Source organism: Chitinophaga rupis, assembly GCF_900109685.1.
GTDB classification, from domain to species: domain Bacteria; phylum Bacteroidota; class Bacteroidia; order Chitinophagales; family Chitinophagaceae; genus Chitinophaga; species Chitinophaga rupis.
Genome location: NZ_FOBB01000017.1, coordinates 1 through 19,418, shown reverse-complemented (window position 1 = coordinate 19,418; position 19,418 = coordinate 1). Strand labels below are relative to the sequence as shown.

Genomic DNA, 19,418 nt, shown 5'->3' with positions numbered 1-19,418 from the left:
ATACGATTTACGAAATCAGCAAGATGGATCTGAACAACATACAAAGGGTGTATTTCATTGGCATAGGCGGCATAGGCATGAGCGCCATTGCACGGTTCTTTAATGAGAACGGCGTGCAGGTGAGCGGTTATGACCGTACGGAAACCGCTCTTACCAAACAGCTGGCAGAAGAAGGTATGCAGATCCATTATACAGATGATGTGAACCTGTTGGATAAGCAGGCCACCCTGGTGGTGTATACGCCTGCTATTCCCGCTATACATTCAGAGCTGAAGTGGTATCGTGAAAATAATTTTGAGGTGGTAAAACGCAGCGATGTGCTGCAGGAAATTACCCGGGAGCTGTTTGCCATTACGGTAGCCGGCACCCATGGTAAAACCACCATCTCAACCATGATAGCGCATATACTGCGGCATAGCGGGTATGGCTGTAATGCCTTTCTGGGCGGTATTAGCGTGAATTATAACCGCAATTTCTGGAGCAGCGATAAAAGAGTAGCTGTAATTGAGGCAGATGAATATGACCGCTCTTTCCTGAAGCTAAGCCCGGACATTGCCGTGCTTACCGCCATGGACCCGGACCACCTGGACATTTATGGCACGGAAGCAGATATGCAGGAAGCGTTTATTCAGTACACAAAGAATATAAAGCCCAATGGTACGTTAATAGCGCGGGAAGGCCTGCAACGCGCAGCAGACCTGCAGGCAGATAATAAGCTGTGGTACCGCCTGAACAGCAACACCGCCAATGCGTATGCTAAGAATATCCGCAACCAGAACGGCGGTTACCAGTACGATGTAGTGCAGCAGGACTGGACCATTGAAAATGTAACGCTGCCTATTGGCGGCCTGCATAATGTGGAGAACAGCGTAGCCGCCATTACCGTAGCGCACCTGCTGGGCATTGACGAAGCAGCCATAAAAGCCGCAGTAGCGGATTTTAAAGGCATACGCCGCCGCTTTGAGTATGTGATCAATAACGATTACCAGGTGTTCATAGACGACTATGCGCATCACCCGGAAGAGCTGCGGGCATTAATAAGCAGCGCACGCGACCTGTTCCCGGATAAAAAGTGTGTAGTGGTATTTCAGCCGCACCTGTATACCCGCACCCGCGACCTGGCCGATGGTTTTGCAGAAAGCCTGGCCCTGGCAGATGAGGTGATCTTATTACCTATTTACCCGGCGCGGGAGCTGCCCATAGAAGGCGTAAGCAGTGAAATGATCGCCGGTAAGATAAGTGGAAAGCCGGTGCAGATATTACAGCAAGCGGAAGTGCTGGAATGGCTGAAAGCCAATACAGCACCCCTGTTCATTACCGCAGGCGCAGGTGATATAGATCTGATGAAAGAGCCGGCTAAAAAAATATTGGAAGGTGAAAAGAGTGAGAAATAGTGCTGAGTGAGAAGCGAACTGTGAAAACAGGCAAGCGTTTTCACATTTCACCTTTCACGTTTAATAACAAATTAAAAATTAACAAGAGTGCAACCTAAAACACGCAAGGCATTAAAACGTATGGGTACCGCCCTTTTATGGATGGCAGTACTTGTTGGCTTTGTGGTATTGGTAAGCGCCGCAGTAAAAGTAAAAGATACCACCCAGTGCAAAGGCATCGTGGTAAAGCTTTCCGGTGATGATGAGAATTTCTTTATAGAAGAAAAGGATATTAAGGCGCTGATCGTAAAAAATAAAGACCTGAACCCGATAGGCAAGCCTGTAAGCAGCATTAATATAGCCACTTTGGAAAAAGTGGTAGCGCAGGATCCCTGGGTAAAACAGGCAGATCTGTTCATTGACAACAACCGTGTGCTGAACATCAAGGTAGTACAGCGCGAGCCGGTAGCCCGCGTGTTTACCACCACCGGTAACAGCTTTTACCTGGATGCGCAGCGTGACCGCATACCGGTATCCGAACGTTATACCGCACGGGTGCCTGTATTCACCGGCTTTCCTACAGATGCGCCGCAGCTGCAAACGGCCGACAGCGCGCTTACCGCAGGAATCGTAGACTTTAGCACCTATGTGCTGAACGATCCCTTTTGGATGGCGCAGGTAGAGCAGGTGAATATTAACGGCGAACGCAAATTTGAGATCACCCCCAAGCTGGGCGATCATATTATTGACTTTGGAGAAGGAACAGATGTTGAGAAAAAATTTACCAAGTTATTAGCCTTCTACAAAGAAGGCCTCAGCCGGGTAGGCTGGAACAATTATACCCGTATTAACGTGGCGTTTGAAAATGAAGTAGTATGTACCCGTAAAGATGGTACGCCGCCGCCCAAACCCACCCCGCCACATTTGGATAGTGTGGACGTGGATATGGCCGGCACAGGCGACATTGCTGCTACTGCTATCACAGCAGCAACGCCTGCAAAAGAAACAGCCAGGCATACTGAACACACGGAAAAGCCGGCCGCAAAACCGGCTCCAAAAAAGGAAGTAAAGCCTTCATCCAATAACAAAACGCCAAAACCAACGGCCAAAACGCAGCGGACACCCAAAGCAGTATATAAGCCGGCGGACAAACCAATTAACGCAACAAAAAAACATAAAACGCCATGAATCAGGAAGCTCCCATCATTGTAGGCCTTGATATAGGAACTACGAAGATTGCTGCCATTGCAGGAAGGAAGAATGAATACGGGAAACTGGAAATCCTGGGATTCGGTAAAGCCCCATCTTTTGGTGTGCAGCACGGAATGGTGCTGAACATCGATCAAACTATCAAAGCTATACGGCAGGCACTGGAAAACTGCTACGCTTCAAATCCCAACCTGGAGATCAATGAAGTGTATGTAGGCATTGCCGGCCATCATATAAAAAGTTTGCAAACCCGCGGGGATATTGTACGTAGCGATACGGACGCAGAAATTTCCCAGAAAGACATTGATCAGCTGATCAACGACCAGTATAAAACGGTGATACCCGCCAGTGACCAGATCATTGACGTGATACCACAGCAATATATTGTGGATAGCCTGCAGAACATCACCTACCCCATTGGGATGTCGGGTGTGAAGGTGGGCGCTAACTTCCACATTATTACGGGCGATAAGAATGCGATCCGTAACATAAACCGCAGCGTGGAAAAATCCGGCCTGCGCATACATGACCTGGTGCTGCAGCCCCTAGCTTCCGCTGCCGCCGTTATGTGCGACCTGGATTTTGAAGCCGGCGTAGCAATTGTGGATATAGGCGGTGGTACTACAGACCTGGCCGTGTTTTACGAAGGTATTCTTAAACATACAGCGGTAATTCCTTATGGCGGGGAAAACATTACCAATGATATCAAGAATGGCCTGGGCGTGCTGAAAACACAGGCAGAGCAAATGAAGGTGCAGTTCGGCTACGCGCTGGCAGATGAAGCCAAGAACAATGCCTACATCACTATTCCCGGCCTGCGCGGACAGAACCCGAAGGAAATATCTGTAAAGAACCTGGCGCACATCATCCAGGCGCGTATGAGCGAGATCCTGGATTTTGTAGTGTACCACCTGAAACAGATAGGCATGGATAATAAAATGCTGAATGGCGGTATTATCCTTACCGGCGGGGGCTCCCAGCTGAAACACCTGATACAGCTAACCGAATATACTACGGGTGTGAATGCACGTATCGGTTACCCGAACGAGCACCTGGCCAGCGGCCATATTGACGAGCTGACCAAACCCATGTACGCTACCTGCGTAGGCTTAATACTGAAAGGTTATAACGATTATGAGAATGACCGCAGGGCGCTGGAAGAAAATTATGTAAAGATCAACACCAGCTTTATAGCCAAGGAAAAAGCTTCCAATAAGGCAGCCACTGGCGATGATGACTGGATGCAGGAAGAAGAAGGACCGGCAGAAGATACGACCGCTATACAGGCAAGGAAAGCAAACGAAAGGAATGCATCTTTGAAAAGCTTCCTGGACAGGATGAAGACAAAGATCATAGATATGTTCACAGAAGAAGAGGACGCAAAATTATAAGAATTAATAATTAAGAATTAATAATTGGATGTAATTGAAAGACTGGCCTTAATATTGTTAATTCTTCATTATTCATTATTAATTACTTAGGCAACTAACCCATAAAAGAGATAGAGTCATGATACATTTTGATCTTCCAAAGGAGAAATCCTCCATCATCAAGGTAATAGGCATTGGTGGTGGTGGAAGCAATGCGGTGAACCACATGTTCAACCAACGCATTGATGGGGTGAATTTTATTATCTGCAATACCGATGCGCAGGCAATCGCCAACAGCCCCGTTCCAAATAAAGTGCAGTTAGGACCGCACTTAACACAAGGACTGGGCGCTGGCGCCAATCCTAAGATCGGTGAGCAGGCAACGGAGGAATCCTTTGAAGAGCTCAAAAAGATACTGGAGGTAAATACCAAGATGGCCTTCATCACGGCTGGCATGGGCGGCGGCACCGGTACCGGTGGCGCGCCTATTATTGCACGTATCTGTAAGGAGCTGGGTATTTTAACCGTAGGTATCGTAACCACTCCCTTCTCCTATGAAGGGAAGAAACGTATGATGCAGGCAGATGAAGGTGTGAACCGCCTGAAAGAATACGTGGATACGCTGCTGATCATTTCCAATGATAAGCTGCGGCAGAAATACGGCGATCTTAAATTCAAGGCTGCTTTTGAAAAAGCAGATAACGTACTGGCCACGGCTGCCAAATGTATCACAGATGTGATCAACAGCACCGGCCAGATAAACGTGGACTTTGCGGATGTTTGCACCGTAATGCGTAACGGCGGCGTAGCCATACTGGGCGCTGCTACCGCAGAAGGTGAAAGCCGCGCGCAAAGGGCCATTGAAGAAGCCTTAACTTCTCCGTTGCTGAATGATAACGACATCAGCGGCGCTAAATGGATCCTGATCAACATTTCATCTGCCGAAGGCGAATTTGAGCACACGCTGGATGAAATGGATACCATACAGGCATATGTACAAAGCATGGCCGGTGAGGATTGTGATGTGATCCTGGGTGTGGGCTACGATCAAACCCTGGAACGCAAATTAGGTGTAACCATTATTGCCACCGGTTTTGAGCAGAAGCCTATACAGCGCCTGCCCATGAACCCGGAAGCAGAACCTAAAGCAGCGGAACCTAAAATTGTAATGCAGCTGGGACAGGATGGTGATGAAAAGAAAATGACCAATCCAAAAGCGCAGGGCAACCTGTTTGTGGAACCCACAGACCATATGGCGCCCCGGCTGGTAGAACCGGTAGTAACACACCCGCAGCAGGCAGCAAATTATACACCGCCGCCCGCACCGGAAAAACAGAATTTTGTATTAAATATTGAGCCTGACCCGGATTACGTGCCGCCGGTAATACCCGCACAGCCGGCGCCACCGGCCAGCAACAATACCGGTGCAGGAATTAACGTTATACGTCAGCAAACACCGCCACCGGCAACGTTCATTCATATAGAACCGCTGAGCAATACGCCGCCCCCGGCCAATGACCAGCCGGAAATGAAAATGGTGTTCAAGGAAGAGGAAGAGCCGGCAACACCGCCGCCTGCACCAACGCCTACGCCTGCTCCTCCCACATCTGCTGTAGATGAGCAGTTTGAAGAGCAGAAACGTAAGCAGGCAGAAAGGATCGCCAAGCTGCGGAGCATTAGCTTCAATGTGAAAACGATGGATAGCAATACGGAGATTGAAAATGTGCCCGCTTACCTGCGCCGCAACGTAGATCTGGACAATGGCGCCGGATCCGCAGAACGTTTTTACTCCAATTATACCGTGAGTGAGAATGGTCAAAACCAGGCAGAGATCAATACTATCAATACCTTTTTAGATGGGAAAAAGCCCGATTAATGAGGAGCGATCTCTCATGGGTTAGTTCTCTGCATTTTTTCGTTTGATTGTTTTTTAGTTGTGTTAAAGAAAGTCCTCCGGTTCTCCGGAGGACTTTTCATTTTAAAGCGTTTTATTGCAGGCTGCACAATCCGTCAGACCCAATGCCCAACGCCAGGTTCATCGTGTTATAATAGCCCTCGGAAGCGCACAGAAAGGTAATGTAGATAATCTGCTCATCATTAAAGTACTGCTGCAGGGTTTTAAACACTTCATCAGGTACACTTTTATGCAGCGTTACTTCTTTTACATATTGCAGGCAGGCACGCTCAGCCGGTGTAAATAACGGATCAGTATCAAAGGCATGTAACGCGCCCAGCTTTTGCATACCCTTGCCCTGCTTCATGGCATAGGCCTGGGCAATATCCAGGCAAAAGGAGCACTGGTTAATATCAGATACCAGCATATGGCAAAGGATCTTCAGCTCTTCCGGCAGGGTTGCCTCCTGCTGGATCTTATAGAACAGGGAAGCAATTTTCATCATCCGCGGTACGCGGGCATAAATCACTTTGGCAGGTGTAATCACCTTACCTAACATCTTTTTAAAATACTGATAGCTCAGCTTCAGGTACAGCCCCTGCGGTTTCTCAATAGACGCTAGTCTTAATGAATGTTCCATGGCAAATGTGTTTTTACCTTTAAGACAAGCGCGTACCTGTTTTGTGACAATTTTTTACAGGGAATACCGGATATTTTTCAACTTATCAGGATTGCGGATAAAGTAAAAGCTATCAATACCCTCCCCGGCTGCTTCAAAACAAATGCACAGGATAGGCTGACGGGTAGCAGCATCAAATACGCCAATGGCCAGCTGACCATTTACCCACAGCTGCTGGAATAAGGGCTGCACCACAGGCCGGTGTTTAAAAATACCCAGTATAAAGCGGGCCACAGTATCTGGTCCAAACAGCGGGTGTATAGCAGCAGATGCTTTACCGCCACCATCGGAGTAAAAGGCAATATCTTCCCGCAGCAGGGAAACCAGCTTGGTTTGATCCATGTTTAAGCAGGCATCTATAAAGGCTTTCATCAGCTGCTGATGATGGGCAGTATCCGTATTAAAACGTTTTTTATCCTGCTGCAGCTTTTCTTTTGCGCGGTGAAGGTGTTGCCGGCAGCTGGCTTCAGGAATGTCCAGGATAGTTTCCAGCTCTTTGTAGGCCACATCAAAACTTTCCCTTAACAGGAACACGGCCCTTTCCAGCGGGTTTAACTTTTCCAGTAAAAACAGAAAGCCTATAGAAAGATCGTCGCCTTCTGCTGTGGGCGGCTCAGGCGTGGCGGTGGCAGGTTCCGGCAGCCAGGGACCGGCGTAGAGCTCCCGTTGCTGCTGTAATATTTTAAGGCGGTTAATACTGCGGTTGGTAACGGCCCGCAGCAAATAATGCCGGGGTTGTTGTATATGTTGCACATCCATCTCCAGCCAGCTGGCATAAATATCCTGTACAATATCTTCCGCCTCCTGCCGCTCCCCTAACATGCGGTAAGCAACAGATAACAACAGGGGGCGGTATTCAAACACATCCGCATGCATACCCTTAGTATATTTTAATGATCTGCCTTGTAATGCCGCCGGCACCTATCGTCAATATTTTCATAAGCGTAACTATTGTTTTAATGCTTCCTGCTGACGTACACTTTCTGCATGCACATCCTCATACAGCTTTTTAATAAATTCCTCTGAAAGGCCCAGCTGCTTACCTTCGGCAATGGCCCTTTGCAGCACATCGTTAAACCGGTTGCTTTGCACTACGCCAATTTTATGTACCATTTTATAGGTACCTATAGCGCGGGCAGCTTCCATTCTTTCTCCCAGCAGCTGCACGATCTGTTTATCCAGCTGATCAATTTTATCGCGGTAAACGGTCATTGTATCCACCTTACTGCCTTGTGTTTGCGCCTGCGCTTTGCCGCCGCGTTCTACGCTTTTAATATCTTCCTCCCGGTTCTTTTTAAAGTCAAAATGTTCATAATCACTGGTAGCAGGCACCTGTACGTTGTAGCTATCCAGCACATCTATTTCAATTTGTATATGGTCTGTCAGCAGATCTATCATATGCCCGCCTTCATTTTTTTGTGCAGAAAGGAAATGGAAATGATAACCGGAAATGTTAGTGTTATCCATGAACACCGGCAGGCGGTAGCCTACCAGGTCGCCCTGTGCGCTGTTATAAGTAAAAAAATGCTGTAGGCTTAACATATCTGCCAGCGGTGTATGCTGGTGCTCTTTTACCGGTGGAAAAGCGCGGGTTTTTAACGTGCTGAAGGTACCGCTGATATGAATAGCGTACATGCCATTCACGTTCGTAAGCACACTATCCAGCAAATGAAAAAGCCCAGCTTTATCCATTGCTTTATTGGGTGTGATCTTTATTGAAGGGTGAAAATAATTGACCATAGCAAAAGAGGCCAGCTGCTTATCATTCACCTCAAAAGTTTTACCGGTGTATTGTGTCTGATAGATCTTACCGTTAAAGATGATCAGCTCTCCATCCAGCAGGGCCGGCGCCCCCAGGCCAAAATTGCCATGCTGCTTCAGAGAACCATATGGGTAAATACCGTCGTACAAACCACCGATCAATGCACCGCCAATACCGGCAGTATATAAATGATGTTTTAAGGTATCTGCTTTGTTATGTGATTGGTTTAGTCCGGCAGGGCGTGCAGAGAGTATTATTAAGGCCAGTACAGGGAATGCTAAGATATGGATAAGGCGCATGGTAAATGGAGTTTAGATCTTACAATGGCATCAAAATTACAGCACCGGGCTGTATGGTGCAAATGAAATTATACAGGCAACCTTATTACAGCCCGGCGCGTATTCATTTCAGACAATGATCTAGCCTACGACATACATATCCTATGGCAATGTTACTGGAAAAGATATGGCCTTGTTCATGCGCCTTGCTGAAGAAGCAGGGCAACTAGTAACACGTTGTGATGAAGATAGCCTGGTGATGATAAATTGCCAGGCTATACTTTTTTAATTATGGTGGCGCAGCAGGTGCAGCGAAGGGGAAAATACCGAAAACAGGCTGGTGAGCAAATGTACCAGCTCTTTAAAATCATCTGGTTTTACTACAAACAAATTAGCGCCGTTATCATAGGCCAGCGCTATATCAAACTTTGAGTTGGAAGTAGACATGATCACCACCGGAATGCGTTTGAACTGATCCTGGTTCTTTAATTCCTTCAGTGTGCTTCTGCCGTCTTTAACAGGCATATTAAGATCAAGGATAATGAGGTCTGGCTTTTCAATGCCGCCGGACAGGTAAGAAAGAACCTGCTCTCCGTTCTCCACTTCGTTAATGGTATATGTAATACCAGTATGGTTAATGCCTTCAATAAATAACTCCCGGTCAATCGCGTCGTCATCCGCTAACAGAATGTTCAGGGAAGAGTGCTTGTTCACAATCGGCTTCACAGTTTTAAATAAGTTTATTGCAGGGAAAATAGTCCGGAGACAAGTATCATTAATCTGAGTTGATTTTGGTAAATTTATTAATTACTTGCCAATTAACAACAATAATTTACCGCTATGGCCATAGAAGATACCACCCACGATGCGGGCAAGCTCCAAACCTATCCTATACTGGAACTGCTGCTGGAATCAGCCAAGGCAATTAACTCGGAGGTGGAGCTGGAGAAGCTGGTACAGCGTATTACGGATATTGGCACCTCCCTTAGCGGTGCGCAGTTTGGCGCATTTTTTTATAATGAAGAAAATGCAAGTGGCGAAAAGTATTTATTGTACACTATTTCCGGGGTGCCTAAAGAAGCCTTCTCTAAATTTCCCATGCCCCGGAATACTAAAATATTTGGTCCAACCTTTTCGGGTAAAGGCGTAGTGCGGTATGATGATGTTACGCAGCAACCGCATTATGGACAGAGCGCCCCTTACCATGGTATGCCCCGCGGCCACCTGCCGGTAAGAAGCTATCTGGCAGCGCCTGTAGTAGCGCCTATTACGAATGAGGTAATTGGCGGCTTGTTCTTTGGCCATTCTACCCCGGGTGTATTTACAGAAACCAGCGAGCAGCTGATAGAAGGCATTGCTGCACAGGCTGCCATTGCCATGGGTAATGCACGCCTGTTCGAAGAAAAGAAAAAAACAGAAAAACGCTTACTGGAACAAAAGGAGCAGTATTCCAGCATTTTCAACGCCACCTCTGATGCCATTCTTATTTATGATGAAAAGGGCGTAATAGCAGAAGCTAATCCTGCTGCAGGAAAAATGTACGGTTATGCAAATACGGAAATGGTGGGCCTGCACGGCAGTGTGCTGATGCAGCAATTCCCGGAAGAATTTGAAGGCATCCGCGAAATTGTGAAAACCGGCAAATCTTATTCCGGGGCAGGCGTACATGTAAAAAAAGATGGTACGGTGATCCATACGGATATGGTGCTTACGAATTTCATCTTTAAAGAAAAGCAGCATTACCTGGCTGTAATACGCGATGTAACGGGTGATAAACGTACTGCTGAAGCCCTGCAAAGAAGCGAAGCGCTTACACAAGTAATTGCCAAAACATCGCCGGTAGCCCTATGGATAACAAACAGCAAAGGAGAGAATACTTTTGTAAATCAAACCTGGGTTGACTGGACCGGCAAACCCCAGGAAATGCACCTGGGCTTTAAATGGCTGGATGACATTGATGAGGATGACAGGGAAAGTATGCAGGCCCGTTTTATGGAAAACTTTCAGCTGCGCAAAAATTTTGAGTTTGAGTTCCGCTTAAAAAGACGGGATGGCGAGGTAAGATGGTGTGTATCCAATGCAAGCCCCTATTACAGCCCGGCCGGCGTGTTTGAAGGTTATACCGGATCCTGCATGGATATTACGGAAAGAAAAACAACCCTGCAGCATTTGCAGAGCCGCAATGTGCTTATTAACACCATTACCAATAATACCATGCAGGCGTTGTTTATGCTGAACGAACACCGCATATGCACCTTCATGAACCCTGCTGCAGAAAAAATGACCGGGTTTAAGATCCATGAGCTGCAGGAAAAACCATTACACTATTATGTGCACCATACTCACCCCGATGGCCGGCACTTTCCCATAGAAGAATGCCCTATTGACAAGGCAACCAGCACCCGCCATCAAACCAGCGGAGAAGAAATATTCATACACCGGGATGGATATTTTTATCCCGTAGCATTTGTATCCAGCCCTATTGTGGAGAATGGCGTATTAAAAGGTACAGTGCTGGAAGTGCGCGACATTACCGAAGAAAAAAGGATCCAGCAAGCCCTCCACGACCAGGAAGCAGCTACCAAACATTTACTGGAACAAAAAGTGAAAGAACGTACTGCTGACCTGGAAAAGCTGAACTATGAGCTGATGCAGTTCACCAGCGTAGCCTCTCATGACCTGAAAGAACCTTTACGCAAGATCTCCCTGTTCAGCAAACTGCTGAAGGATAAAGCCGGCAATGCGCTGGAGCCTGCGGCAAATAAATACATTGATAATATCATTAACTCCTCTACCCGCATGTCGTCGCTGATAGACGACCTGCTGGCCTTTTCCCGCCTTTCGCAGGATAACCTGCAGTTTGAACCTGTAGACCTGAACGCTCTGCTGCAACAGATCTGGCAGGACCTTGAAATATCTGTAAAGGAAAAAGATGCGGTGCTGCATTATTCCGGTTTGTCTGAAGTTACGGGCGTGCCCTTGTTATTAGGGCAGCTGTTCCAAAACCTGATCAGCAACTCGCTGAAATTTGCGCATAGCGAGCGTACGCCTGTTATTACCATCCATGCTGAGAAAGAAGGTAATGTGAGCCGGATCATTTATTCTGATAATGGTATTGGTTTTAAAAATGAGTATGCGGAAAAGATCTTTGAAGTGTTTCAACGGTTGCATACTAAAGATCAGTACGAGGGCACGGGTATAGGGCTGGCGATTGTAAAGAAGATCGTATCGTTGCATAAGGGGGAGATCAGGGCGTATGGGGAAGAAGGGAAAGGGTGCAGGTTTGAGATGGAGTTGGGGGAATGATTTATTACACATCTGTCACGTTGCACAATACATCTGTCATATTACAACCCCCATCTGTTTACTGACAAACTCCGTTTGCCACCTTACAATGCATACCTGTCACGTTACAATATCCATCAGCTCACTGACAATGCCACCCTGTCATTTTACAACGCTCCTTTAATAACTGACAACCTCCACTAAAGCCTTTACAACACTAGCTAAACCGGTGAAAAAATATTTCAAACCGCTTGTTGGTTTTATTTTTTTTATTAAGTTGCGCATCTCAAAATAATCTCCTCATTTTCATAACCTGCCACCCCAAAGAGTAAAACCATATCATTTAAAAATACTTATTACTTATAACCATTGGGTAAAATCACAGGACATTGTTAAATCCAATAATTATCAACCTTAAAAATTGAAGTTCTATGAACCGAAGGCAACTAAACATGCTGGCCATGTATCAATCCGTATTATCTCACCTGGATCAGTTTCCCGCTACATGGAATCAGCTCGGCCCCGTCACCCCTATTGTTGACAACCTGCGCAAAACGGTAACAGATCTGCTGACCCAATCACAGCTGCAGGAGCAAAACCACACCGCCGGACATACCAGGAACAAGGATGCGCATTTCTATAAAATGCTGGAACACGCTTACCAGTTAAGTCTTAAAATACGGGCATACGCCAAGCTAACACAGAATAATGTGCTGCTGCATGATGTAAACTACTCTTACTCAGCTATGGAAGCAGGGGCAGAGCAGCTGGTATTACAGCGTTGTGAAAGAATTGCACAACATGCCCGCGCTAAGCTGAACGAGCTGACTGCCTACCAGGTAACCGAAGCAGATGTTGCCACACTGGAACAATTGCTTAAAGAGGCACAGCCGCTTACATCCGCACGTAACGTAATTGCCGGCGCCCGCAAGACCGCTACCAGCAGCATTCCGGAGTTAATTGCTTTTGCAAGGCAGCAGCTGGATGTACTGGATGACCTGGTAGAAGGGCTGATAACGGATCAGACATTTATCAGCACCTACTTTAATTTAAGGCAGGTATATGACCGGGTAGGACGTAGCGCACAAACTAAAACGCAAGGACAGTGAACAATTCATAGTTGGGTTACAGTCTTCTGTAGATGATTCTGCAGAAGGCTGTGTTTTTTCGTTAATCCTTTTGGGCCTGCTATTGCTTTGCAAGATTGGGACTTATAAATATTCTGGCTAACATTAATGGATGCTAAGCCGCTTATGCCAGTGCAGGCTCTTTTTATTTGTGGAGCTTCTGCCAATGCTTTCGTTAATACACTGCGCATTATTCTGTTGATCTTTTGTTGTTCTTCTTTCTTTAAATGGCCAGGATTGTGAAGATGGAAGTAAAAGGTGGAGGTAGACCAACGGCATTTCTCACAGACCTCTGCACAGAATACATCGCCTAACAGGGAGAGTATTTCGTGCAGGGTTTGGAGAGAATGGGAGGATGTGGAATTGGATTGCATGGTGGTAGGTGTTTGGTGGGTAATGGATAAAATTTAGAAATAATAATAAAACTCAGTATCTAAATCTTCTTATTAGGTTGTAAATCCTAACCAATATAAAGATACAACAAATACTTGAATGTGGGTTAATTAACCCACAATTTATTTATAAATTTCTTTGAATTTCAATTTGATAATATTTATACTACTATGCTTAAAGAAGGCGATAAGAAGTTATTAGTAAAATTGGGAGCCCGGTTAAATGAACTGAGGACTGAAAAGGAGCTTAGCCTTCGGCAATTATCTTATATCTCTAATCTTGATTATAGTACTATCGGAAAAATTGAAAAAGGGCAGGTGAATATTACATTTACCACGTTGGTGGAGCTGGCGAAGGCCTTGGAGGTGGAATTGGTGGAGATTTTGAATTTTAGGATTGATTAACTAAAAATGTCCGTGAACATCCTTGGATGATATAGAAGAACATAGTGCCCTGGAAGATTTCGGTAAACATTTGCAACAGCTGAGAACAGATCGGAACTTAAGTTTACGGGAGCTAGCCGCTATTGCTGATTTAGAGTATGCGTTAATACATAGAGTAGAGAAAGGGAAAGTTAATCCGAAGTTAACGACTATATTGACTTTGGCCAGGGCGCTGGATGTACATCCGAAAGAGTTGTTTAAGTATATTAAGTAAATTGTAAATGAAAAATGTCAATTGAACGGCCTTTATTATTAAATTATTTCGCATTCATTGTAGATAGCTGCCAATCTATAACTCTGTTTTTTATCCTTAAACTCAAAAGCGTCGGTCTATTCTCAGAATAATTTCATTAACTTGAAAACAAGTAACTTAAAGCAATATGAGTCAGAAACCTTTAATTCTTGATTACAAACAATATCCCACTAACCCAATATTAACAGCTTATCTTTATGATAATAAAGAGCAAATGAATGTTGTCGAAATTAATGGAAAAAAAATTCCATTTATTGAATTAAATAATGGTATCGTGGAGCTCGAAACAAAGTCTTTTATAAAAGACGAGCAGGATGAAGAAAGGGTCTCTTCACAAATAGAATTAAGTAACCCTTCAAAGCGAAGAGGATTCGACCAAAGCGTATTTCTTGAACTTGAAACCAAAACAAAAGTTAAGGAAGAAAGTGACGACTTTCATAACCCTCTCATTGAACTTGAAACAAAATCCAGAATAAAGAATGAAGGCGATGACCAAGAAAATTCTTATTTTAACCAATGAACGTGACGTCACCGCTGACTTTATTGTCAAAAAACTTAAAAATTCAGAAACAGAATTTTATAGGCTAAATACAGATCAACTTGGCAAAACCCTGCAATTAACTTTTAACATTTCTGAAGGCATTCATAATCTTATTGACAAAGCAACTGGGGAATCCATAGATCTTCGAAGTTTTGCTTCAGTGTACTTTCGGCGGCCTGAAATAAGGCCTAATATTGAAGGACTATCACGAGGGGAGGAAAACTTTGTACGGACAGAGTTATACTATACTATAGAAGGCCTGTATAAAATCCTTGATAATGCATTTTGGCTAAATAAAGTTCAAGCGATAAGAAATGCAGAAAATAAGATTTACCAACTTTTGCTTGCAAAAAAAATAGGGTTTAAAATACCGGACAGCCTTATTACCAATCAAGTAGATGATGCTCTAAACTTCTATCGTAACCAACAACAGGAATGTATTATAAAGCCCATCAAAACCGGGCTAGTAACGGCAGATGGCGATGATGAAGCGATTATTTTTACAAGCAAAGTTGAGATAACTGAAGAAAATGCACAGCGGATCAAAACTTGTCCAGTATACCTTCAGAAACTTATCAAGAAAAAAGGAGATGTAAGAGTTACGGTGGTAGGTAATAAACTATTCGCTGCGCTTATACATTCCCAAGACTTTGAACAATCAAAAACAGACTGGCGAAGAGCGGATCATCCACTTCCACATTCGCAAATCGTATTACCTCACTTTATAGAATCGATGTGTCTCGAATTGACTAATGAATTATCACTAAATTTTGCAGCAATTGATTTTATTCTTGACGAAAACGATGATTTTATTTTCCTTGAAATTAATCCCAATGGTCAGTGGGCGTGGATCGAGAGAAGACTAGGCTATGACATTTCTGGTGAAATAACCAAGTTGCTCATACAAAATACCTACCCAAATGACAATAAAGTGTCTTTCTTATTGTTAGCTAAAGAAAGGCTTAATAGTATACGTGAATTTTTCTGGCCTTTACTTGAGAGGAGTGCAGCGAAAAACAAAGTAAAGGAAAATATCGAATTGAAAATTGCAGACGAAAGCCTCGAAATTGCATTCCAGCAGAAGATCAAGATACTTGAGGCGGAGGAAGACAGGCGAAAGGGAATTGAATCCAAGGCAACTCTATTTATTAGTACTCTCAGCGTTGCATCTTCATTAGTAGTCACTGCTAGTACGCTTATTCTTAATAATAATTTCGATTCAAATAGACTTCTTATAAAGACATCTGTAGCGATTTCGTTCATCCTTGCCTTGTACACCGTTACAACCATTTGGTATGCTGTGAAAGCATTGGAGAGGGGGACTTATTCAGTTTTAAGCATTAATGATCTCAATCAAATTGGCAATAAGAATGAATATTTAAGAAAATTAATACAACGTTTCATACGAATAAAATTAGACAACCAGGATATTATTAACTCTAAAGTCAATAATGTTACAATGGCACAAGAGTACTATAAGCGGGCAATCGTTATTATTTGTATATATGCCTTTTTCATATTACTTTTTTGCCTTTTTAAATAATCCAATTCAACTATTCATACACCGTTGATATCTCCTTTATTAATCAAAAAGAGTTCACATCTAATAACTCATTTGGAATGCTGTGTTTATTGGCTGTAGCTATCTGATTAAAATAGTTTCTGTATAACCAAATGATCATTAAAGTCGGCCCATATAATGTTTAGTAAAAGCTATTAACCATCATCAAACTTTTATTATTTTACCTTCATCCAAACCCACATCCATGCACACTACCAACTACATAAACACCTTCATAGAAATCGCCGACGACTCTCCCATTACCACCGCTCAAATCCCTCCCTTAAAAGGCGAAAACAAAACCGCCGCCAACATCCAGTTTGAAATGATCATCGATCATCCCTACAAATACACTTCCGATGATGTACTCTTTAACGTCTACGCTGTAAAAAACAACATCCACAAAAGTGATCTCAAAGAAGAAAGGGAAAAATTCTTTTCCAAGGGCCAGCCCTGCATGCGTGCATCTGCCCTTACTAAAAGATACGGCTGGGGTGTACATGCCAATGAAGAAGGCAAAATAGCCCTTTACGGCGCCGATTCCGATGAATATAAAAAGTTCGTAAAAGACAAAAAGCTACAGCATGTAAAAGCCATGCGTTCAAAGAAAGCATAATAACCCATCCCTTACCTTAATGAAAAAAAGAGACCGTAGTATCCTGGTAATAATAGTTGGTGCAATAGCTATGTACCAATTTATAAAACAAGCAGATCATTGGACAATACTGGATGTATTTATTGACATCATTTTAGGCATATTAGTAATCGTCGTGTTCACATGGGCTATTTATAAAGATCTGAAAGAAAATAAGCATAACACCTTTAAGAGTATCCGCACGCCCGGCATTTTTATAATTGGCTTTATTATTACAGGAACAATATTGTCTCTCAGGGATAACAGCCCTGTTATACTCACGGCAGATATCAAAGAAGATCTCGGCAGCACATCTATCGATTTTAGAAAAGATGGCACCTATAAATTGAGTAGTTATTCCATCCTTAGCGCTGATTTCTTCCGTGGAAACTACACCATAAAAGACAGTATCATTACCCTTGACAGATCTGAGATAGACGGTATTATAAAAAGCAATAGGCTGGTTATCAGAACCGGTAATTCTGAACGCAATGAAAAAGAGATCTATCAATTAGATGCTGAAAGCAATGTTCTGACAAACACCTCCGTATTTTTCATAAATAACAAACAGGCATCCAGGTAAGTTAAAATACTACTCCACCTTCTCCGCCCTCCCTATTCTCCCATCATTATTAATCACCATTGCCTTTACCTCTCCTTTCCCATCCATCTCAAAATCTACCCTGAAATCATCCTCTCCCTTCAAATAAAAATGCCGCTCATCCAGCGCCAGTAACACAGACCGCGGGCCCCTTTCCGGGTAAGCAGCCAGCTCCCCGTTCTCCAGCTTTACCGTTATCTTCAAATTCTTCTCCTTCAGATTATAAGCACCCTCATACCGCTTCAAAACACCTTCACTCAGCTTCACCGGTGTTCGCTTTACCGGTAGCGTATAAGGCTGATGATATAACACAGCCAGGATCTTATGTGTAATATGATCCCGTGCAGCGGTTTCTGTGTTGCTTAATAAAACAATACACACATCATCTGCCACAATCCTCACAAAGTTGCTGCGGAAGCCCCAGATACCGCCGCTGTGCGATACCATTTTTCGCCCATACACAGAATCTATGATCCAGCCGTAACCATAATTATTTTTAAACGGCGTATAAGCGCGTTCCAGTAATCCATTCCTGATAAAGGTGTGATGCTGCAGTCCTTCATGCCACTTATACATATCACCTACCGTAGAATAAACAGCACCGGCAGCAAAACAAACCGATGAATCTATGATGCGTGCAGCAGTGGAATCTGTTGCATAGCCAACAGCCTTCTCTGCACTTTGTAAATGCGCAAAGTCAAAACCGCTATGATCCATGTGCAAAGGCGTAAAAATATATTTCCGTATAGCCTGTTCATAAGTAAGCCCGGTAACCTTTGGCACAATGTACCCCAGCAAGGAGTAAGCGGAGTTACTGTAGCTCCAGCCGGTGCCGGGTGAAAAATCAAACGGTTTATCCTTAAACAACGCTAGCATGGTTGCCTCGCTGGCAGGTTTATCGCCTGCTGAATCCAGGAAATTACCGCCCGTATAATCCGGGATGCCGGAAGTATGGGTCAATAAATTTTCAATGGTAATACTATCAGCTTTGGGAAAATCCGGATAAAATTTACTGAGCTTATCCTGCAATGAAAGCAGCTTTTGTTCCACCAGTTTTAAGATCAGGGAAGATGTAAATGTTTTGGTAACAGATGCTATCTGGAAAACAGTATTCGTATCGTTCAGCTGGTGAGTAGTCAGGTTGCTGTAACCATATCCCTTTTCTAACAGGATACGGTTATCCTGCGCCACCAGTATTGTGCCGTTAAAATTATACGCACGTAGTAAAGTATCCAGCTGCTGCTGAACATTTTGGGCCAAACAAACAGTTGAACATACGCAAGCAAATAAAACCAGGAAAAGCGGCCGGAGCATACAGATATTTTTATCAAGATTACTACACAGGTGCAGGCTCTTTTTTGAAATGTGACGAAACCATTTAAATATGGTGTAAACCGGCAGGAATTAATTCCACACAAAAGCCGTATCTTATCAAAAATCGTCAGCATGCCCAATCCGCCATTCCGCACGCTGTGGATAGATTACCTGCGCTCTTTTATCACTGCGCTGGTAGTAGCACACCACGCATCCCTTGCCTATACTACCTTTGCCAGCTTTAATAAAGATGCCTACATCCTTTCCACCCATCCTATTGTAGATACCCATCGCTGGATAGGGCTGGATATCTTTGAGAATTTTAACGATGTGTTTTTTATGTCGTTAATGTTTTTTATCAGCGGGTTATTTGTGCTAACCAGTCTTGATAAGAAAGGTTGTCTTAGTACAGAAAAACCTTACAGTTGACGTATTGAATGCAGAATTGGCTTTACATGTTGTAGATTGTTTCAGCGAGCGCTTTACAAGGGTAATTTACTCATTGTTTTTTTTCTTGGCTTCCATTTTTTGGCCAAAGGGCCTGTTCTGGTATGTGCCTCATTGGGCGTCAGATAGTTACAACTCATATGAGGCCTGACACGGTTATAATAGTCGATGGCCTTACCAACAGCATTGACGGCGTCGCCATAGTTGCTAAACGTCCTTTTCAGCCCAAACTCATGTTTTAAAATGCCATTTAC

The 19,418-nt window shown here is 44.0% G+C and carries 19 protein-coding genes; 13 read left to right on the top strand and 6 right to left on the bottom strand.

The window, feature by feature from the left end; genetic code table 11:
• Positions 1–23 precede the first annotated feature (23 nt).
• From murC to ftsZ, 4 genes are all read left to right on the top strand, one after another.
• Complete coding sequence (murC, locus tag BMZ54_RS32455; protein WP_089921405.1) at positions 24–1,394, top strand: UDP-N-acetylmuramate--L-alanine ligase; 1,371 nt, start codon at positions 24–26, stop codon at positions 1,392–1,394.
• An 87-nt stretch (positions 1,395–1,481) separates the two neighbouring features.
• Positions 1,482–2,561 (top strand): cell division protein FtsQ/DivIB, encoded by a 1,080-nt coding sequence (locus BMZ54_RS32450; RefSeq protein WP_143081221.1) that lies wholly within the window; start codon positions 1,482–1,484, stop codon positions 2,559–2,561.
• Positions 2,558–3,973 (top strand): cell division protein FtsA, encoded by a 1,416-nt coding sequence (gene ftsA / locus BMZ54_RS32445; protein WP_089921401.1) that lies wholly within the window; start codon positions 2,558–2,560, stop codon positions 3,971–3,973. Before BMZ54_RS32450 ends, ftsA begins: the two co-directional genes overlap by 4 nt.
• 118 nt (positions 3,974–4,091) lie before the next feature.
• Positions 4,092–5,828 (top strand): cell division protein FtsZ, encoded by a 1,737-nt coding sequence (gene ftsZ / locus BMZ54_RS32440; RefSeq protein ID WP_089921400.1) that lies wholly within the window; start codon positions 4,092–4,094, stop codon positions 5,826–5,828.
• Positions 5,829–5,940: 112 nt separating this feature from the next.
• Here the strand turns inward: ftsZ and BMZ54_RS32435 are convergent, their stop codons facing one another.
• From BMZ54_RS32435 to BMZ54_RS32420, 4 genes are all read right to left on the bottom strand, one after another.
• The gene (locus tag BMZ54_RS32435) at positions 5,941–6,486 is read right to left on the bottom strand and encodes a carboxymuconolactone decarboxylase family protein (protein ID WP_089921399.1); all 546 of its coding nucleotides are present in this window, start codon (positions 6,484–6,486) and stop codon (positions 5,941–5,943) included.
• A gap of 54 nt (positions 6,487–6,540) precedes the next feature.
• Entirely contained in the window at positions 6,541–7,401 is an 861-nt protein-coding gene (locus BMZ54_RS32430; RefSeq protein WP_089921397.1) for a sigma-70 family RNA polymerase sigma factor, read from the bottom strand.
• Positions 7,402–7,473: 72 nt separating this feature from the next.
• Positions 7,474–8,586 (bottom strand): acetolactate decarboxylase, encoded by a 1,113-nt coding sequence (locus BMZ54_RS32425; RefSeq protein WP_089921396.1) that lies wholly within the window; start codon positions 8,584–8,586, stop codon positions 7,474–7,476.
• A gap of 264 nt (positions 8,587–8,850) precedes the next feature.
• Positions 8,851–9,279 carry a response regulator gene (locus BMZ54_RS32420; protein ID WP_162277737.1) on the bottom strand — a complete coding sequence of 143 codons (429 nt, stop codon included), beginning with the start codon at positions 9,277–9,279 and terminating at the stop codon, positions 8,851–8,853.
• 126 nt (positions 9,280–9,405) lie between these two features.
• On the opposite strand from BMZ54_RS32420, the gene BMZ54_RS32415 reads away from it, so the two are divergent.
• From BMZ54_RS32415 to BMZ54_RS32375, 8 genes are all read left to right on the top strand, one after another.
• Complete coding sequence (locus tag BMZ54_RS32415) at positions 9,406–11,871, top strand: PAS domain S-box protein (RefSeq protein WP_089921394.1); 2,466 nt, start codon at positions 9,406–9,408, stop codon at positions 11,869–11,871.
• A gap of 410 nt (positions 11,872–12,281) precedes the next feature.
• Positions 12,282–12,959 (top strand): hypothetical protein, encoded by a 678-nt coding sequence (locus tag BMZ54_RS32410; RefSeq protein WP_143081220.1) that lies wholly within the window; start codon positions 12,282–12,284, stop codon positions 12,957–12,959.
• Between the two features lie 581 nt (positions 12,960–13,540).
• Positions 13,541–13,774 carry a helix-turn-helix domain-containing protein gene (locus tag BMZ54_RS32400; RefSeq protein WP_089921389.1) on the top strand — a complete coding sequence of 78 codons (234 nt, stop codon included), beginning with the start codon at positions 13,541–13,543 and terminating at the stop codon, positions 13,772–13,774.
• Positions 13,775–13,796: 22 nt separating this feature from the next.
• Positions 13,797–14,027, top strand: coding sequence for a helix-turn-helix domain-containing protein (locus BMZ54_RS33635; protein WP_089921387.1), 231 nt, complete (start codon positions 13,797–13,799; stop codon positions 14,025–14,027).
• 166 nt (positions 14,028–14,193) lie between these two features.
• The gene (locus BMZ54_RS32390) at positions 14,194–14,586 is read left to right on the top strand and encodes a hypothetical protein (protein ID WP_089921385.1); all 393 of its coding nucleotides are present in this window, start codon (positions 14,194–14,196) and stop codon (positions 14,584–14,586) included.
• Positions 14,546–16,150 carry an MvdC/MvdD family ATP grasp protein gene (locus BMZ54_RS32385; RefSeq protein ID WP_089921384.1) on the top strand — a complete coding sequence of 535 codons (1,605 nt, stop codon included), beginning with the start codon at positions 14,546–14,548 and terminating at the stop codon, positions 16,148–16,150. Before BMZ54_RS32390 ends, BMZ54_RS32385 begins: the two co-directional genes overlap by 41 nt.
• Positions 16,151–16,373: 223 nt before the next feature.
• On the top strand, positions 16,374–16,784 hold the full coding sequence (locus tag BMZ54_RS32380) for a DUF6157 family protein (protein WP_089921383.1): 411 nt from the start codon (positions 16,374–16,376) through the stop codon (positions 16,782–16,784).
• Positions 16,785–16,803: 19 nt separating this feature from the next.
• Positions 16,804–17,385 (top strand): hypothetical protein, encoded by a 582-nt coding sequence (locus tag BMZ54_RS32375; protein WP_089921381.1) that lies wholly within the window; start codon positions 16,804–16,806, stop codon positions 17,383–17,385.
• Between the two features lie 9 nt (positions 17,386–17,394).
• Here BMZ54_RS32375 and BMZ54_RS32370 read toward each other — a convergent pair whose 3' ends face one another.
• Positions 17,395–18,663, bottom strand: a complete 1,269-nt coding sequence (locus tag BMZ54_RS32370) for a serine hydrolase (RefSeq protein ID WP_162277736.1) — start codon at positions 18,661–18,663, stop codon at positions 17,395–17,397.
• Between the two features lie 186 nt (positions 18,664–18,849).
• On the opposite strand from BMZ54_RS32370, the gene BMZ54_RS32365 reads away from it, so the two are divergent.
• Complete coding sequence (locus BMZ54_RS32365; RefSeq protein ID WP_143081219.1) at positions 18,850–19,146, top strand: acyltransferase family protein; 297 nt, start codon at positions 18,850–18,852, stop codon at positions 19,144–19,146.
• Between the two features lie 53 nt (positions 19,147–19,199).
• Here the strand turns inward: BMZ54_RS32365 and BMZ54_RS32360 are convergent.
• A partial coding sequence (locus tag BMZ54_RS32360) for an integrase core domain-containing protein (RefSeq protein ID WP_143081208.1) occupies positions 19,200–19,418 on the bottom strand: 219 nt, incomplete at its 5' end.

Excerpts from the sequence above, each read along its gene's own strand:
- murC (WP_089921405.1), top strand. The coding sequence starts at position 24 with ATGGATCTGAACAACATACAAAGGGTGTATTTCATTGGCATAGGCGGC.
- ftsA (WP_089921401.1), top strand. The coding sequence starts at position 2,558 with ATGAATCAGGAAGCTCCCATCATTGTAGGCCTTGATATAGGAACTACG.
- ftsZ (WP_089921400.1), top strand. The coding sequence starts at position 4,092 with ATGATACATTTTGATCTTCCAAAGGAGAAATCCTCCATCATCAAGGTA.
- BMZ54_RS32435 (WP_089921399.1), bottom strand. The coding sequence starts at position 6,486 with ATGGAACATTCATTAAGACTAGCGTCTATTGAGAAACCGCAGGGGCTG.
- BMZ54_RS32430 (WP_089921397.1), bottom strand. The coding sequence starts at position 7,401 with ATGCATGCGGATGTGTTTGAATACCGCCCCCTGTTGTTATCTGTTGCT.
- BMZ54_RS32425 (WP_089921396.1), bottom strand. The coding sequence starts at position 8,586 with ATGCGCCTTATCCATATCTTAGCATTCCCTGTACTGGCCTTAATAATA.
- BMZ54_RS32415 (WP_089921394.1), top strand. The coding sequence starts at position 9,406 with ATGGCCATAGAAGATACCACCCACGATGCGGGCAAGCTCCAAACCTAT.
- BMZ54_RS32410 (WP_143081220.1), top strand. The coding sequence starts at position 12,282 with ATGAACCGAAGGCAACTAAACATGCTGGCCATGTATCAATCCGTATTA.
- BMZ54_RS32400 (WP_089921389.1), top strand. The coding sequence starts at position 13,541 with ATGCTTAAAGAAGGCGATAAGAAGTTATTAGTAAAATTGGGAGCCCGG.
- BMZ54_RS32390 (WP_089921385.1), top strand. The coding sequence starts at position 14,194 with ATGAGTCAGAAACCTTTAATTCTTGATTACAAACAATATCCCACTAAC.
- BMZ54_RS32385 (WP_089921384.1), top strand. The coding sequence starts at position 14,546 with ATGAAGGCGATGACCAAGAAAATTCTTATTTTAACCAATGAACGTGAC.
- BMZ54_RS32380 (WP_089921383.1), top strand. The coding sequence starts at position 16,374 with ATGCACACTACCAACTACATAAACACCTTCATAGAAATCGCCGACGAC.
- BMZ54_RS32375 (WP_089921381.1), top strand. The coding sequence starts at position 16,804 with ATGAAAAAAAGAGACCGTAGTATCCTGGTAATAATAGTTGGTGCAATA.
- BMZ54_RS32365 (WP_143081219.1), top strand. The coding sequence starts at position 18,850 with ATGCCCAATCCGCCATTCCGCACGCTGTGGATAGATTACCTGCGCTCT.